Source organism: Vescimonas sp. (assembly GCF_057856985.1).
Genome location: NZ_DBLZXX010000001.1, coordinates 152,500 through 168,535, shown reverse-complemented (window position 1 = coordinate 168,535; position 16,036 = coordinate 152,500). Strand labels below are relative to the sequence as shown.

Below are 16,036 nucleotides of genomic sequence, written 5' to 3'. Positions count from 1 at the left end.
TTATGAGTGTGACTACGCTGCTCGCCATTTCTCTTGGCGCGATTCTGACCAATAACTTTATCTTCTCCCAGTTCCTGGGCATCTGCCCCTTCCTGGGCGTGTCCAAGAAGATCGACACCGCTGTGGGCATGGGCGCCGCCGTGACCTTCGTTATGGGTCTGGCCTCCGCGTTCTGCTATCTGGTGAATCTGGTGCTGGCGGCCCTGGGTCTGGAGTTCATGCAGACCGTGGCCTACATCCTGGTCATCGCCGGTCTGGTGCAGTTCGTGGAAATGTTCCTGAAGAAGAACATCCCCACCCTGTACACCGCCCTTGGCGTGTACCTGCCCCTGATCACCACCAACTGCGCTGTGCTGGGCGTTGCTCTGCTGAACACCCAGAACAATTACAACTTCATCGCGTCCGTGGTCTACGGCATCACCGGCGGTCTGGGCTTCCTGCTGGCCATCTTCCTGTTCGCGGCTGTCCGCGAGCAGCTGGAGGTCTCCAGTGAAAACCCCAAGGCCTTTGATGGCTTCCCCATCGCGCTGGTCACCGCCGGCCTGATGGCGCTGGCCTTCATGGGCTTCAGCGGCCTGAAGGTCTGGTAAGGAGGTAGCAACTATGACTATTGTATATGCGGTCGCCGTTCTGGGCGTACTCGCCATCGTTTTCGGCCTGATCCTCGCCGTCGCCGCCAAGGTGTTCGAGGTGGAGGTCGACCCCCGTCTGCCTGAGATCCAGGCATGTCTGGCCGGCGCCAACTGCGGCGGCTGCGGCTACCCCGGCTGCGGCGGCTGCGCCGAGGCCATCCTGGCCGGTAAGGCCCCCGTCACCGCCTGCGCACCTGCCGGTGCGGAGGGCGCTGCTAAGATCGCTGCCATCATGGGCATGGAGGCTCCCTCCGGCGACAAGATGGTGGCCCACGTGCTGTGCAACGGCGGCTGCAACGCCAAGGACAACTTCGAGTACCGCGGTGTGAAGGACTGTCTGGCAGCCACCAAGGTCTGCGGCGGCGACGCCAAGGCCTGCCGCTACGGCTGCTTCGGCTTCGGCTCCTGCGCCGCTGCCTGTAAGTTCGACGCCATCCACGTCGTCAACGGCGTGGCTGTGGTGGACAAGGAGAAGTGCACCAACTGCGGCGCCTGCCGCGCTGCCTGCCCGCACCACCTGATCGTGGAGGTGCCCTACAAGCAGAAGGTGTTCGTCAACTGCTCCAACAAGGACAAGGGCCCTGCCGTCACCAAGGTGTGCGCCTCCAGCTGCATCGCCTGCGGTATGTGTGAGCGCACCTGTAAGTTCGACGCCATCCACGTGGAGAACAACGTGGCCGTCATCGATTACAGCAAGTGCAAGAACTGCACCATGTGCGCCAAGGCCTGCCCCCGCAACGCCATCGAGCCCATCCCCACTCCCGAGGAGAAGGAGAAGTTCAAGGCTGCGCAGAAGGCTGCTGCCGAGAAGAAGGCTGCTGCCGCCAAGGCCGCCGCTGAGGCTCCCAAGGCCGAGTAACCACCCAATAAAACAAGAGACACGCCATCCGGCGTGTCTCTTGTTTTATTAGCTGTGGGGCCTCTCTCCGTCCTGCGGCAGATCTAAAAAAGGAAAGGGCGGGGTATCCCCGCCCTTTCCTTTTGACGTCCGCCGTGGTATACTGGAAAAAACGACCGCAAGGAGGCTCCCCGCCATGTCCGACACCATCGCTGCCATCGCCACGCCCCAGCTGCCCAGTGCCATCGGCATTCTGCGCCTGTCCGGCCCCGACACGCTGGCGGCGCTGGACCGCGTGTTCCGCGCCAGAAACGGCCGCCCCGCCGGTGCGCAGCAGCCTCGCAGCATGGTGTATGGCGACCTGCTGGACCGGAGCGGCAGCGTCATCGACCATGTGCTGTGCGTCCGGTTCGCGGGGCCCAACAGCTACACCGGTGAGGACTGCGCGGAGGTACACTGCCACGGCTCGCCGGTGGTGCTGAATGCGGGTCTGGCCGCGCTGTTGGCCGCGGGGTGCCGTCAGGCCAGAGGCGGCGAGTTCACGCGGCGGGCCTTCCTCAACGGACGCATGGACCTGATCCAGGCGGAGTCCGTGGCGGACCTCATCGATGCGGAGACGGCGGAGGCGGCGAAAAACGCGGTGTGCCAGCTGGACGGTGTGCTGAGCCGCACCATCGCCGGTATCTACGACAGTCTGATGGCCATGGCGGCACGGTTTTATGCCGTGGTGGACTACCCCGACGAGGACATCGAGGACGTACAGCGCCAGGAGATGCTGGACACATTGAGTCGTGCCCAGCGGGAGCTGGAGCGGCTGCTGGCCACCTTCTCCCGCGGACAGCTTCTGAAGCAGGGCGTCCCCGCCGTGATCTTAGGACGGCCCAACGCGGGAAAATCCTCCCTGCTCAACGCCCTGCTGGGCTACGACCGCGCCATCGTCACCGACATCGCCGGTACCACCCGCGACACCGTGGAGGAAAAGGTGCTGGTGGGCGGCGTACTGCTGCGGCTGACGGATACCGCCGGCATCCGAAACAGCGCTGACCGCATTGAGGCTATGGGTGTGGAACGCAGCCGTCAGGCGGCGCAGCGGGCGGCGCTGGCCCTGCTGGTGCTGGACGGCTCCCAGACTCTGACAGACGAGGACGAACAGGCCATGGCGGCGGCAGAGCAGACGCCCCGCCTGCTGGTGCTGGTGAACAAGAGCGATCTGCCCCAAAAGCTGGACACGGCGGCCTTGGCTGAGCGGTTCCCCCGCGTGCTGCATATCTCCGCCCAAACCGGCGCGGGGCTGGACGCGCTGGCGGAGACTGTGGCGGCGCTGTACCCTGCGGGGGAGACGCCTGCGGGCGAGCTGCTGACCAACGCGCGGCAGGCTGACGCCGTGGAACGCGCCCTGTCCGCCGTAGCGGAGGCCCGCGGCGCACTGGACATGGGCATGACACCGGATGTGGTGCTGACGGACTGTGAAGCGGCGCTGGAGGCACTGGGCGAGCTGAACGGCAAGCGCATCCGCGAGGATCTGGTGGATACCATCTTCTCCCGCTTCTGCGTGGGAAAATGACCGTATTTTTGTAAGAGGTGCGCAAATTTTCGGGTTTCCCCTTTTCAACTGGCGCGTTTCGTGTTACCATGGAGTATCGTGAACATCCATTCGACAAAAGGAGGCTTTTGCTATGCGTGACTATATCATCATGACCGACAGCTGCTGCGATCTGAACGCCCACATGGCCCAGGAGCTGGAGCTGAACGTGGTGCCCCTGACCGTCCACATGAACGGCAAGGACTACGCCAACATGCTGGACGGCAGTGAGATCAGCTTCGAGGAGTTTTACAAGAACATCCGCAGCGGTATCCTCAGCACCACCTCCGCCGCCAATGTAGGACAGTTCGAGGACGCCATGCGCGCCGTGCTGGCCCAGGGCAAGGACATCGTGTGCATCAACTTCTCCAGCGCTCTGTCCGCCACGTACCAGAACGCCTGCATCGCCGCCAAGACCATGGCGGACGAGTTCCCCGAGAGCCATGTCTACGTGGTGGACTCCCTGTCCGCCTCGCTGGGGCAGGGGCTGCTGCTGTATCTGGCGGTGCAGAAAAAGCGGGAGGGTCTGTCCGCTGAGGAGCTGGTGCAGTGGGTAGAGGAAAACAAGCTTCACATTGACCACTGGTTCACCGTAGACGACCTGAACTTCCTGAAGATGGGCGGCCGCGTGTCCGCCACCACTGCGTTTCTGGGTACCATGCTGTCCATCAAGCCGGTGATGCACACCTCCGACGAGGGAAAACTGGTACCCGTCAGCAAGGCTCGCGGCCGCAAGGCCAGCCTGCAGGCCCTCATTGACAAGGTGGCGGAGCTGGGCATCGAGCCCAGTGAGCAGGTGATGTTCATCTGCCACGCGGACTGCGAGAAGGAGTCCCGCGCCGTGGCCGAGGAGCTGAAGGCCCGCTACGGTGTGAAGGAGGTCTACATCAACTACATCGGGCCTGTCATCGGCAGCCACACCGGCCCCAACACCATGGGCCTGTTCTTCGTGGGCACCAAGCGCTGACACATGATTTCACATTCGGAGGGAACGCACATGGAATGGCTGGAGCTGAAGATCGACACCTCGCCGTCGGGGCTGGACGCGGTGACAGCACTGCTGGAGCAGCAGGGCATCACCGGCGTCATCATCGACGATGAAGCGGATTTCAAGGATTTTCTGGAGCATAACCGGCAGTATTGGGACTATGTGGATGAGGACCTGCTGCGGGAAAAGGCCGGCGTCAGCCGCGTCACCTTCTATCTGGAGCGGAACGAGGATGCCCTGAACATCGTGGCGCAGGTGCGCATCGCCATGTCCGCCCTGAAAAAGGAGCATCCGGAGTACGGCCCGATGCTGCTGACCATCGACAACGTGGCCGATGCGGACTGGGAAAACAACTGGAAGAAGTTCTACAAGCCCATGGAGATCGGGGAGCGGCTGCTGGTGGTACCCCAGTGGGAGGAGACCAAGGCCAGAGGGCGGATGAAGCTGGTGCTGAACCCGGGCCTCACCTTCGGTACCGGCAGCCACGCCACCACCCGGCTGTGCCTGCAATCGCTGGACAAGTACATCCATGGCGGCGAAAGAGTGCTGGATCTGGGCTGCGGCAGCGGCATCCTGTCCATCGCGGCGCTGGTGCTGGGGGCCAGAGAGGCTTTTGCCTGCGACATCGACGAGAAGTGCGTGGACGTGGCCTACGAGAACGCCGCCCTCAATGGCATCGGCAAGGACCGCTACACCGTGCGCTGGGGCGACGTGCTGACGGACAAAGCATTACAGGCGGAATTCGGCGGCGACTACGACATGGTGGTGGCCAACATTGTGGCGGACGTCATCATGGGTCTTTCCGGCAAGGTGCGGCCCTTCCTGAAGGAGGGTGGTCTGTTCCTGTGCTCCGGCATCATCGACGACCGCGCAGAAGAGGTTTCCGCCAAGCTGCGCGCCGAAGGCTGGACCATCGTGGAGCAGCACGACTCCGAGGGCTGGTACAGCTTCCTGTGCCGGTAAAAAAATCGCATAAAAGGAGCCGGACTCATAAAGTCCGGCTCCTTTTTTCGTCCTTATCGGTATTCCCGCGGCACGGCGCTGTCCACGTATTTGGGCCGCACCTCCAGACGCACCGTGTCCCCAACGGCACAGGGCACGTCCGTCACGTCCAGCGCCAGCTGGGTGGCACCTACCACGCCCCGCACAGGGCAGCGCCGGCCGTTGACCAGCCCCGTCAGACCGTTGCTGCGCAGCAGTGCCCGCCCGGTGCGGAGCAGCCGGTACACCCTGTCCCGCAGGCGCAGGGCGTTGGATTCCTCCGTTACCCCCACGCCGCTGGTATAGCCCGCCGGCAGCAGAGCCAGACGCGTGGGCCGCTTGGTGCGGTACGCGCCGGTGTAGCCCACCTTCCAGCCAGACGGCAAGTCCTTCAGTTCCATGACCTGCGTCTCCAGCCAGCCGATCTTCTCCAGCCCCAGTGGGTCCGGCACCGACAGCCGTCCCAGCAGCGCCGAGCCTAGACGCACCGCGTCCAGCTGCATCTCCGGATACCGCAGAAACGCGGAGGAGGCGCAGACGTGGCGCAGACCCGTTTCGATACCGGCCCGTTCCAGCAGGGCCGCTCCCTCCTGAAACTGCTGGTACTGCCGGCGGGTCAAGGCTTCGTCGGTGGTGTTGGCGAAGTGGGTGAACACCCCCTCCACCCGCATCGATGGCAGGCTTTTCAGCAGGGCGGCGGCCTCCGTCACGTCCTGCGGCAGGAAGCCGAAGCGGCCCATGCCGGTGTCCAGCTTCACGTGGACGCGGGCAGTGACGCCCTTTTCCACGGCCACAGCGGACACCGTCTCCGCCGCAGCGCAGGAGCCCACCGTCAGGATGGCGCCGCAGTCCAGCAGGACGGCCACATCCCGGGGTACTGCGGTGGAGGACAGCATCAGCACCTCCGCCGCGATCCCCGCCTGACGCAGAGCCGCAGCCTCCTCCGCCGTGGACACAGCCAGCATATCCACGCCGTGCTCCGTCAGAAAGCGGGCGTAGTCCGTCAGGCCCAGCCCGTAGCCGTTCCCCTTCACCACGCCGATGATGCGGGCCGACGCAGCTCGCCGCAGCCTGTCCAGGTTCCGCGCCAGCGCCGCGGCATCGATGACCAGTGTGCGCACAGTATTTCCCTCCCTCCGGTGATGTCTGTGTTTCGATTATACCCCTTCTGCGGCGGTACGCAAGTGAGCCGCTGCCGATTTAAGGTGTTCGGCGGAAACATTTAATAAAATCGCAAGATTCGACAGTCTCCGCCTGCAAAAAGGGGCATATCGCGGATATGCCCCTTTTCGTTATTCGCTGTCGCCCGGCAGATACCCAGGCGCCACCAGAATGATCTTGTTGCCCACGTCGTAGTGGCTGTCGGCCTCCACGCGGCTGGACAGCAGGTTGCCGTCGCCATCGTAGATGTTGCGCCACGTCCGGACGTAGTAGCCGGTATGGCCATACTGGTCGATGACCTCCTCGCCCGGGGCCACGTCCGGCGACTCCTGATACACCGTCTGATAGTCCGTGACGCCCAGCACGGCGTTGGTCATCACCACGTAGTGGTCATCCACCTTGGTGCCCAGAATGGTACACGTCACCTCGTTGGTATTGTCGTTGTAGGACGTGACGATCTTGATAGGATAGTCGCGGCTGTTGCGGAAGGCGAAGTCCGGCCCGCCCCAGCTCACCGTGGCGTCGCAGCCAATGGGCATATAGCCCGGGTTGAACATGTGGCAGTAGCGCAGCACGATATCCAGATCGCTGAGCAGTACCGCGTAGTACAGCGTGGAGGACACCTGGCAGATGCCGCCGCCGATGCCGGTGGTGGTGCGCCCGCCCTCGTAGACGCCGGCCTCCTGGTAGCCGCGGGCCGCCGTGCGCTGGCCCACCGCGGAGTTATACCAGAACTCCTCACCGGGGTTATAGATCCTGCCGTTGATGGCCGCCGCCGCCAGCTTGATGTTCTGGTGACGGCCCCAGGGTCCCGCACACTTGGTGGTGTAGGTGCCCAGCACGTCGCGGAACATGCACTCCTCCAGCTCCTCGGTGGACACGGTGGGGAACTCCACCTCCGCATCGGCCAGGAATTCCGTACCCGCCGGTGCGGCGTCCAGCTGAGCCTGCACCGCCGTCACATCGAAGGAAAGGCCCACACGGGACTCGGTGGGCTTCCCCGTCTCCTTGTCGCAGACGGCCTCCACCTTCTCTCCCGCCAGCTGGTCGTGTATCGCCTGCACGTCCACGGTCTGGGCCTTCTTCTCCTCATAGACGCAGGCCACCGGCGTCAGCTCCCCGCTTTGCAGCATGGCGGCAAGGTCGCTCTCCAGCTGCGGCGCGTCCAGCATGCGGCCGTCAGCGGGCTTGGTGATATACAGGCCCTCGCCCTTTTCCAGACGGTAGCCGCCGTCCACCACCGTGCAGTTCAGCGATGCCGCCAACTTCTCGCAGGCGGCATCCAGCGCCGACTGATCCACGTCCAGCGCCGGTACGGCGGAGGTCTGGACAAACCAGCTGCGGATCAGCTCATACCCGCCGCGGAGCCATGCCAGCGCCCCGCCGCCCCAGCTTTCGTACCGCCGGGACGCACCGGCGGCCACAGCCGCCGCCTGGGGCGTCACGGTGACGCCCAGCTCCTCCAGCGTGACGGCGCCGATGCTCTCACCGCTCTCCGTCAGGGTCACGGCGGTGTCATGGAGGACCCGCTCGCCCTGCTGCTCCCACAGCGCTTCGATCTGCTGGGCAGCCTGTCCCGACACGTCCACCCCCAGCACATCCGTGTGGGGCAGCGCGGTGTCGTTATACAGGAACTGCACCACCGCGCAGGCGGCTATGTAGGCCAGTGCCAGCACGCCCACGACGATGCCGACGATCAAGCCCGCCTTTCTGCCGCCGGAGACCGGCGGCTTCTCCGGTGCAATCTGTTCCAGCCGTGCGCCGTCGGCCGCTTCTGTCGTTTTCACAGAGGACACGATGTTTTCTTCCATAGATGTCCCCCTCCTTCCCTTTCGCCACAGGGGTATCCTGTGCCAGCCCATGATACCATACCCCTGTGGGAAATGGGTTACGAATCCGTAACAACCCCTGCGGGCCGGCGCTTGGGAATGTGGATGGTCAAGAGGATCTCCTCGTCCGTGTCGCAGCGGCCTACCTCCGCGCCTACGCCCGCCGACTGCATCAGCCGCACGCCCCGCTCCACGCTGTTCAGGAACAGCCGCACGTCCTTGATGATGTACGTGGGACGCCGCCGCAGCGGCTCCGTCCGGTTCCGGGCGGCCAGGGCATCTATGTATTGCTCCGCCTGGGCCACGTTGAGGCCCCGCTGCCCCATGTGCCGCGCCGCCGCCAGCTGCTGCTCCGGGTCGGTGAGCCGCAGCAGCGCCCGGGCATGGCGCTCCGTCAGGCCGTACTGCCGCAGGCAGTCCGTCACCGGCGGCCCCAGCCGCAGCAGCCGCAGCTTGTTGGCGATGGCGGGCTGGGACTTGCCCAGCTTCTCCGCCGCCTGCTGCTGGGACAGGCCGTACCGCCCGATGAGGCGGGAGATGGCCGCCGCCTCCTCCAGATAGTCCAGATCCCGCCGCTGCAAATTCTCGATGAGGGCCAGCAGCGCCGCGTCTTCCTCCCCCACCGCCGCAATGAGACACGGCACCTCCCGCAGGCCCGCCATGCGGGCGGCCCGCAGCCGCCGCTCTCCCGCCACCAACTCGTAATAGCCGCCCTTGTCCCGCACCGTCAGCGGCTGTAAAATCCCGTAGGCGCGGATGCTGTCCGCCAGCTCCCGCAGCGCCGTCTCGTCAAAGCTGCGGCGGGGCTGCTGCGGATTGGGCCGCACGGCGCCAATGGCGATGTAGCGGACGCGGCTGGACAGAAACTCCCCCTTCTGGTTTTTCCTCATGGTCTCCCCCTCCTTTCCCCCATTTTACGGCGCATTTGCCGCGAAATCAGGCAGAAACCGTCGGGAAATCCGAAAAATCTGTCCCTGCGCGCAAAAAAAGACGCCCGCAGGCGTCTTTTTTACGTCCTGTTCATATCACTGCCGCTCCCGCTTCAGCCGCCGGATGTCCTCGCCGAAGAAGGGCAGGATCTCGTACTCCCCCTCCAGACGGGACAGCACGGACCGGCCGTAGCGGCTGCCGATCTCCTCCGGCGCCAGATTGGTGCTGATGATGGTAGAGCGCTTTTCCATCAGCCGCCCGTTGACGATCTGGTACAGGGCGCTCTGGACGAAGGAGGTGGTCATCTCTGTACCCAGATCGTCCAAAATCAGCAGGTCGCAGCGCATGCAGCGGTCCGCATCCTCGCCGCCGTCCTCATCCCGCCGGAATTTGGCGTCCTCGAACCGTGCGAACACGCTGGCCGCCGTGTCGTACACCACGGAGAAGCCGTTTTCGCTGACCACCCGCGCGATGCAGGCGGAGAGAAACGTCTTGCCCAGTCCCGTACCGCCGGACAGCAGCAGGCTGCCGCCGCCCTTGGCGAACTGGTAGGCGTAGTCGCGGCAGACGTCGAAGTTCCGCTCCATATTGGCCCGGGGCGACACGCCGAAGGCCGGCTGCACCGCGCCGTCATACCAGTCGAAGCTGAACGTCTCGAAGCTGTCCTCCCCCAGGGGCAGCAGGCGGGACAGCTCCGCCAGCTGCTCGCGGGCGTAGTAGGCCCGCAGGCAGCCGCACACGCGGCCGTTGGCATAGCCGGTGTCGCCGCACAGGCGGCAGGCAGGCTTCTCCTCCAGATAGTCCGCAGGATAGCCCATGGCTGCCAGCAGCTGCGTCCGCTCCTGCTGTAAGGCAAGGTTCTCGTCCCGCAGTACCCGAATGGCGGGCAGCGGGTCCGTCCCCCGGGCCAGTGCGGAGGAGATGATACGGCTCATGGTGCCCCGCAGCTCCGTCTCGATCTCCGCCAGCCGCGGCTCACGGGCGTAGAGCGCCCGCCGCCGCTGATCCAGCTGGGCGGATCGGCGCTGCTTGTCCTCGTCGAAGCGGGCCAGCGCCCGCTGCATGATCCTGCCGTCGTATGCCATGTCGTCACCTCTTGATGTACCGGCGCATCCACGCGTTCTGCTCCGCGCCTCCCTGCTGGCCGCTCTGGCCGCCGCTCTGGGCCGGTGCGCTCTTGCGCTCCTCGCCCTTTTCCACCTGCTGCGGCGTGTGCCAGCCGTTTTCGTGCCAGCGGCGCAGGATGCCGTTGAGATAGCGCCAGTTCATATCCTTCTTATAAAACACCGTCCGCTCATAGGCCATGACCACCGTCTCCGGCGGGAAGCCCATGTCCATCCAGTCTGTGATATAGCGGCTCTCCGCTTCCACCGGCGGGCGGTCCGGCAGCTGCATCGCCTTCATATACGCCCCCATCTTCTGGCGGCGGCGGCTCCACGTCCGCAGGTAGGCGGCGGCGCTGTCCTGATCGAACAGGCCCAGCTGGGCCCAGTGATAGCCCTCCTTCTCCACCTGCCGCATGGTGGGCCGGCGTCCTTCGCCCCACTGGGCTCTGGCCCTGTCCACACAGTGGCACAGCAGCAGATAGATCACGTCCGCCGGCAGGCCCAGATCATCGTACAGCCCCGCCAGTATCTGCAAGTCTGCGGTGCGCAGCTTTTTGCCCAGCTGCTGCTCCGTCTGGGGGATCAGCAGGCGGAAGCCCTCGTTGTCCGTCAGCAGGGCGGTGATGTCCTCTGCGGAGTAAACGGGCTTTTCCGCCGCCGGTTCGGGGCCGGGCGTCTGGGGCCGCGGCAGGAGTCCCAGCTCCTGCAATACCCGCTCCGCTGCGTCCAGCCGCAGGCGGCTCATGGTGGGCAGCACCTTTTCCAGCTCCTCCGGCGTTACGCCGCGGCCGAACCGCTGCAGCGCCAGATACAGCAGGGCGGCATCGCCCTCCCCGCGGCGCAGCAGGCTCTCCACTGCGGCGGCGGGCAGCGTGATATTCTCTTGTCCGCCCCGCAGGATATAACCGCTCATGGCTCCGGCCTCCCTTTTCTCAGTGCTCCCTATTTTACATGAAAAGTCCGTCGGCGTAAAGCAGGGACGGTCACATTTTTACAAATTTCCGCTTTTCGTCAAAATAGGCTTTCCACAGCGGGAAATTGTGCTATAATGGATGCTGTATTGATATCTTTACCGATAGAGACAACATAATTTTTGCGAAGATACAGAGGAGGTTGACCTATGGCGAATCGGGTAACAATGACCATCTGCGGCACGGAGTACACGCTGGTGGCAGAGGAGGACGCGGCCTATATGGAGAAGGTAGGCGCCATGGTGGACGGCGAGATGCGCCAGCTGATGGACGGCGCTCACATGAGCCGCGACAACGCCGCCGTACTGGCCGCCGTGAACCTGGCGGATGAGCTGTGCAAGGCCCAGGAAAACGCCGACAATCTGCGCCGCCAGCTGAAAACCTATCTGGACGAGGCCAGCCGCGCCAAGAATGAGGCCGCCGAGCTGCGCCGCAAGCTGCAGTCCCAGCAGAACCGCAAGGGATGATGGAGCTCCTCTCCCCCGCCGGCGGCCTCGACTCCCTCATTGCCGCCGTCCAGACCGGCGCGGACGCGGTATATATGGGCTTCGGCGCCTTTAACGCGCGGCGCAGTGCCAAAAACTTCACCGATGAGGAATTCGCTTCGGCAGTGGCGTACTGCCATCTGCGAGGCGTGCGGGTCTTTCTGACGCTGAACACCCTGCTGACGGACCGTGAGCTGGAGCAGGCGGCAGAGTCGCTGCGCAAGGCCAGTGATATGGGTGTGGATGCCATACTGGTGCAGGACTGGGGGCTGCTGACCCTGGCCCGCGAGATCGTGCCGGACGTACCGCTCCACGCCAGCACCCAGATGAGCCTGTTCACCCTGGGCGGAGCCAACGAGGCCGCCGCGCTGGGACTGGAGCGGGTGGTGCTGGCCCGCGAGCTGGCCCGCGATGAGATACGCGAGATCTGCGCCGGCTGTCCCGCCGAGATCGAGGTTTTTGCCCACGGCGCACTGTGCATGTGCTACTCCGGTCAGTGCGAGATGAGTGCCGTGGTGGGCGAGCGCAGCGGCAACCGCGGCGCCTGCGCCCAGCCCTGCCGCCTGCCCTACGGGGTCAACGGGCCCTGCCGCGGCGGCCATCCCCTGAGCCTGAAGGACGCCAACCTGTCGGCGTATCTGGCGGAGATGGAGGCCATGGGCGTGGCCTGTCTCAAGCTGGAGGGTCGGATGAAGCGGCCGGAGTATGTGGCGGTGGTCACCGGCATCTACCGGCGGCTTTTGGACGAAAAGCGGCAGCCCACGGCAGAAGAATCCCGCCGGCTGGAGCAGGCGTTTTCCCGCAGCGGTTTCACCGACGGCTACTGGCTGGGCAAAAAGGGTCCCCAGATGTTCGGCACCCGTCCGGAGAACGCGCCGGAGCCGAAGGAGCTGTTTGCAAAGGCCCGTGAAATGTATGAAAACGGGCGTGAAAACAGAAAAATACCGGTAAATCTCCGCCTGTCAGTACGGCGAGACGAACCTGTGCGGCTGAGCGGCGCCTGCGCCGTCCACGGCGGCGCGGCCTTCGCCGTGGACGGCGCTGTACCGGAGGAAGCCCGGAACCGCGCGGTAACAGCGGAGGAGCTGCGGCAGCGGCTGAGCAAGACCGGCGGCACCGTATTCACAGCAGACCGTATCGAAATCGAGCTGGATGAGGGACTGACGATACCCGCCAGCGCCGTCAACGGTCTGCGCCGGGAGCTGCTGGAGGAGCTGGCAAAGCGGCGGATGGACATCCCACCCCGCCGGAAGCTGCCTGCCCTCCCCCTGCCGGATGCGCCGGAGGGCGGGCAGGCTATGCGCTTCACCTGTTCCGTGCAGAAGGCAGAGCAGGTAACAGCGGCGCTGCTGGCAGAAAAGCCTGCGGCGGTGTATGTTCCTGTGGAAGAACTGGAGCGGCTGGACCCCGAACTGGACTGGGGCGAGACGGAGCTGTGCGCTGTGCTGCCCCGCATTTTCCGGACGGCAGACGAGACGCCCCTGCGGCAGCTGCTGGAGCAGCACCCCGAGGCGTCGGCGGTGGCCATAGGCAATCTGGGCCATCTCCCCATCGTCCGGGGACTGAACCGGACGCTGCGGGGCGACTTCGGACTGAACATTTTCAACTCCCGCGCCCTGCTGTTCTGGCAGGAGCAGGGGTTGGCCAGCGCGACAGTCTCCTTCGAGCTAAGGTGGCAGCAGGTGCGGGATCTCCGGAAGTACCTGCCCTGCGAGGCCATCATTTACGGGCGGCTGCCGCTGATGGTGACGGAGAACTGCGTCACCAGATGCAGCGTGGGCTGCACCCACGGGGCAGGCAGCGTCCTCACTGACCGTACCGGCGCACGATTCCCTGTGCTCTGCGGCTACGGCTGCCGGTGCGAGATCCAGAACAGCAAGACGCTGTTCCTCGCCGACAAGCCGGAAATGCGGCGCTGCGGCCTGACCTATGGGCGGCTGCGGTTCACTACGGAGACACCGGAGCAGTGCGTGCAGGTGCTGCAGCGGTATCAGAACGGCGGCAACTGGACGCCGGAGGACCTGACCCGCGGCCTGTTTTACCGCGGCGTTGAGTAAACTCATGGTATAATTACGATAGTATATTACAGATAGTTTTCAATATTTGAGGAAAATTTGCCTATGGAACTGAAGATCAAAGCTCTGTCCCCCAAAATCGGGACGGACATCCCCCTGCCCCGCTTCGCCACGGCGGGCGCAGCGTGCATGGACCTGTACGCCTGCATCGACCAGCCGGTGACGCTGGCCGCCGGTGAGCGGCGGCTCATCCCTACCGGCATCGCCATTGCCCTGCCCTCGGCGGACTATGTGGCGCTGGTGTTCGCCCGCAGCGGGCTGGGCATCAAGCAGGGTGTGTGCCTGTCCAACGGCGTGGGCGTCATTGACAGCGACTACCGCGGCGAGATCGGGGTGGGTCTGGTGAATCTGGGCAGCGAAGCCTACACCGTCCAACCCGCCGACCGCATCGCCCAGCTGATGGTGACGCCGGTGGTGCAGCCCACGGTGGTGCCGGCGGACACGCTGGACGAGACGGATCGCGGCACGGGTGGCTTCGGCTCCACGGGGCGGTGAGCGGTATGGCGAGGATCATACTGGCCTCCGGCTCCCCGCGGAGACAGGAGCTTTTGCAGCGGATTGGCATCCGTGACTTCACCGTCCGCGTGCCCCAGGTGGAGGAGTGGTATCCCGACGGATTGACGCCGGAGGAGATCGTGCGCTACATCTCCCGCGAGAAGTCTCAGGCTGTGGCGTCCACGGAGAATGAGATCGTCATTACCGCCGACACCATGGTGTTTCTGGACGACAAGAAGCTGGGTAAGCCCGCTGACGAGGCTCAGGCGCTGGCCATGCTGACGGCGCTGCAGGGGCGGCGCCACACGGTGTGTACCGGCGTCACGGTGCGGCAGGGGCAGCGGGCGCTGACCCGCGCCCTGTCCACGGATGTCTATTTCCGCACCGCATCGGAGGCAGAGCTGCGGGCCTACATCGCCGGCGGCGAACCCATGGACAAGGCGGGGGCCTACGGCGTGCAGGGCCAGGGCGCGCTGCTGGTAGAGCGCATCGACGGCGACTTTTTCAACGTGATGGGGCTGCCGGTGCTGCTGTTGAGCCGGATGCTGGCGGAGTTCGGCATCACCCTGCTGGGCTGAAAGGAAACGGTCAATGAAGCGATTTTTTACCAAAACAGGTATCTGGCTGCTGGGCGGCGCGGCGGTGATCGCCGTGGTACTGTGCATCATCTCGGCCATGGGCTCCGGCACCAGCTTTCTCCACAACGCATTGGGCGTTATTGCGTCCCCCTTCCGCGCAGCGGGGTCCGCGGTGGTGAACTGGGTGGACGGCATCAGCGACCACTTTGCCAGCGTGGAGGAATTGCAGGCGGAGAACGAGGCCCTGCGGCAGGAGAATGCCCAGCTGCGGAAGGAGCTGCAGAGCGCCCAGCCCGCAGCGCAGGAGAACCAGCGGCTGCGGAAGCTTCTGGACCTGCGGGAGCAGCGGTCCGACCTGAAGTTTGAGGCGGCCCGCGTCACCCAGCGGGACGTGTCCAACTGGGCCAGCACACTGGTGCTGAACCGAGGCAGCCAGCACGGCGTGACGGAAAACGACTGCGCCGTGGACTGCTACGGCAATCTGGTGGGTGTGGTGACGGAGGTGGGCCTGAACTGGTGCCGCCTGACCACCATCCTGGACACCGGCTCCCAGCTGGGCGCTATGGTGTTCCGCACGGAAGAGACGGCCATCGCCGCCGGAGATCTGGCGCTGATGAGTCAGGGCAAGCTGAAGCTCACCTATCTGCCGGACTCCTCCACCCTTATCACGGGGGATCTCATCGTCACCTCCGGGCTGGGCGGGTACTATCCCTACGGGCTGACCATTGGCTCCGTGGAGGATGTGCGCACAGACGACGGCGGGCTGGCCCGCTACGCGGTGCTGGAGCCCCGCTGCGACCCGGAAGGGCTGACGGACCTGTATATCATCACCGACTTCGACGTGGTGGAGTGACCGCGGGAAAGGAGACGCCATGACTCGGCGCGCCATCGTACAAAAATGGATACTCTACTGCCTGTGTGCGCTGGTGCTGCTGGCAGTGCAGGACCTGATCCTGGTACGCATCCGCATCGGCGGCGTCCACCCCTTCCTGCTGCCGGCGCTGGCGGTCATTCCCGTAACGCTGGAGCGCAGCGGGCAGTCGCTGCTGTACGCCCTGTTCTTCGGGCTGGCCTGCGATCTGCTGATGCCCACCGGCGTGTTCGTGTGCTTCTACTGCCTGGTCTTTCTGGCGGCGGCGGTCATCGCGCAGCTGCTGTCCGGTCAGGTCATCGTGGCGGGATTTTTCTGCTCGCTGGCAGCGAACGCCGTGGGCCTGCTGCTGTGCGGGCTTTTGCAGATCCTGCTGCGGACGTACCAGCAGAGCATCTCCACCGGTCCGGCGCTGATGCTGATGGGCAAGGAGCTGCTGCTGTCGCTGGCGGCCACGCCGCTGGCACATATCTCGTTTTACAAGGTGTTCCGCCTGACGCGGAGCGCATGACCA

16 protein-coding genes are annotated in these 16,036 nt (G+C 64.8%); 11 read left to right on the top strand and 5 right to left on the bottom strand.

The genetic code is table 11. The features are described 5' to 3' along the window. Positions 1-2 precede the first annotated feature (2 nt). The 5 genes from ACZM22_RS00790 (at position 3) to prmA (ending at position 5,003) form a co-directional block, all read left to right on the top strand. On the top strand, positions 3-590 hold the full coding sequence (locus ACZM22_RS00790) for an electron transport complex protein RnfA (protein WP_483267534.1): 588 nt from the start codon (positions 3-5) through the stop codon (positions 588-590). A gap of 13 nt (positions 591-603) precedes the next feature. After that, a complete protein-coding gene (locus ACZM22_RS00785) occupies positions 604-1,491 on the top strand; it encodes an RnfABCDGE type electron transport complex subunit B (RefSeq protein ID WP_489542783.1) in 888 nt (295 codons plus the stop codon). Between the two features lie 175 nt (positions 1,492-1,666). Then, positions 1,667-3,034, top strand: a complete 1,368-nt coding sequence (gene mnmE, locus ACZM22_RS00780) for a tRNA uridine-5-carboxymethylaminomethyl(34) synthesis GTPase MnmE (RefSeq protein WP_489542782.1) — start codon at positions 1,667-1,669, stop codon at positions 3,032-3,034. Positions 3,035-3,146: 112 nt separating this feature from the next. Next, positions 3,147-4,019: a DegV family protein gene (locus ACZM22_RS00775; RefSeq protein ID WP_484423762.1), complete on the top strand. Its 873-nt coding sequence runs from the start codon at positions 3,147-3,149 to the stop codon at positions 4,017-4,019. A gap of 30 nt (positions 4,020-4,049) precedes the next feature. Next, a complete protein-coding gene (gene prmA, locus ACZM22_RS00770; protein ID WP_484438498.1) occupies positions 4,050-5,003 on the top strand; it encodes a 50S ribosomal protein L11 methyltransferase in 954 nt (317 codons plus the stop codon). Between the two features lie 53 nt (positions 5,004-5,056). On the opposite strand, the gene alr is transcribed toward prmA, so the two are convergent. The 5 genes from alr to ACZM22_RS00745 form a co-directional block, all read right to left on the bottom strand. After that, positions 5,057-6,142: an alanine racemase gene (gene alr / locus ACZM22_RS00765; protein ID WP_489542781.1), complete on the bottom strand. Its 1,086-nt coding sequence runs from the start codon at positions 6,140-6,142 to the stop codon at positions 5,057-5,059. A 171-nt stretch (positions 6,143-6,313) separates the two neighbouring features. After that, on the bottom strand, positions 6,314-7,993 hold the full coding sequence (locus tag ACZM22_RS00760) for a VanW family protein (protein WP_489542780.1): 1,680 nt from the start codon (positions 7,991-7,993) through the stop codon (positions 6,314-6,316). Positions 7,994-8,070: 77 nt separating this feature from the next. After that, positions 8,071-8,901, bottom strand: coding sequence for a ParB/RepB/Spo0J family partition protein (locus ACZM22_RS00755; RefSeq protein WP_484423766.1), 831 nt, complete (start codon positions 8,899-8,901; stop codon positions 8,071-8,073). A 135-nt stretch (positions 8,902-9,036) separates the two neighbouring features. Next, positions 9,037-10,026, bottom strand: coding sequence for an ATP-binding protein (locus tag ACZM22_RS00750; protein WP_489542779.1), 990 nt, complete (start codon positions 10,024-10,026; stop codon positions 9,037-9,039). A gap of 4 nt (positions 10,027-10,030) precedes the next feature. Next, positions 10,031-10,960 carry a DnaD domain protein gene (locus ACZM22_RS00745; RefSeq protein ID WP_489542778.1) on the bottom strand — a complete coding sequence of 310 codons (930 nt, stop codon included), beginning with the start codon at positions 10,958-10,960 and terminating at the stop codon, positions 10,031-10,033. 207 nt (positions 10,961-11,167) lie between these two features. Between ACZM22_RS00745 and zapA the strand changes: the two genes are divergently transcribed. The 6 genes from zapA to ACZM22_RS00715 all read left to right on the top strand — a co-directional run bounded on the left by zapA (position 11,168) and on the right by ACZM22_RS00715 (position 16,033). Beyond that, on the top strand, positions 11,168-11,485 hold the full coding sequence (gene zapA, locus ACZM22_RS00740; protein ID WP_483267548.1) for a cell division protein ZapA: 318 nt from the start codon (positions 11,168-11,170) through the stop codon (positions 11,483-11,485). After that, positions 11,482-13,560: a U32 family peptidase gene (locus ACZM22_RS00735; RefSeq protein WP_489542777.1), complete on the top strand. Its 2,079-nt coding sequence runs from the start codon at positions 11,482-11,484 to the stop codon at positions 13,558-13,560. The genes zapA and ACZM22_RS00735 overlap by 4 nt, the downstream gene beginning before the upstream one ends. 63 nt (positions 13,561-13,623) lie before the next feature. Then, complete coding sequence (gene dut / locus ACZM22_RS00730) at positions 13,624-14,073, top strand: dUTP diphosphatase (protein ID WP_489542776.1); 450 nt, start codon at positions 13,624-13,626, stop codon at positions 14,071-14,073. Positions 14,074-14,078: 5 nt separating this feature from the next. Beyond that, a complete protein-coding gene (locus tag ACZM22_RS00725; protein ID WP_489542775.1) occupies positions 14,079-14,651 on the top strand; it encodes a Maf family protein in 573 nt (190 codons plus the stop codon). A gap of 13 nt (positions 14,652-14,664) precedes the next feature. Beyond that, complete coding sequence (gene mreC / locus ACZM22_RS00720) at positions 14,665-15,504, top strand: rod shape-determining protein MreC (RefSeq protein ID WP_489542774.1); 840 nt, start codon at positions 14,665-14,667, stop codon at positions 15,502-15,504. A 19-nt stretch (positions 15,505-15,523) separates the two neighbouring features. After that, a complete protein-coding gene (locus ACZM22_RS00715) occupies positions 15,524-16,033 on the top strand; it encodes a hypothetical protein (RefSeq protein ID WP_484423773.1) in 510 nt (169 codons plus the stop codon). Positions 16,034-16,036: the final 3 nt, after the last annotated feature.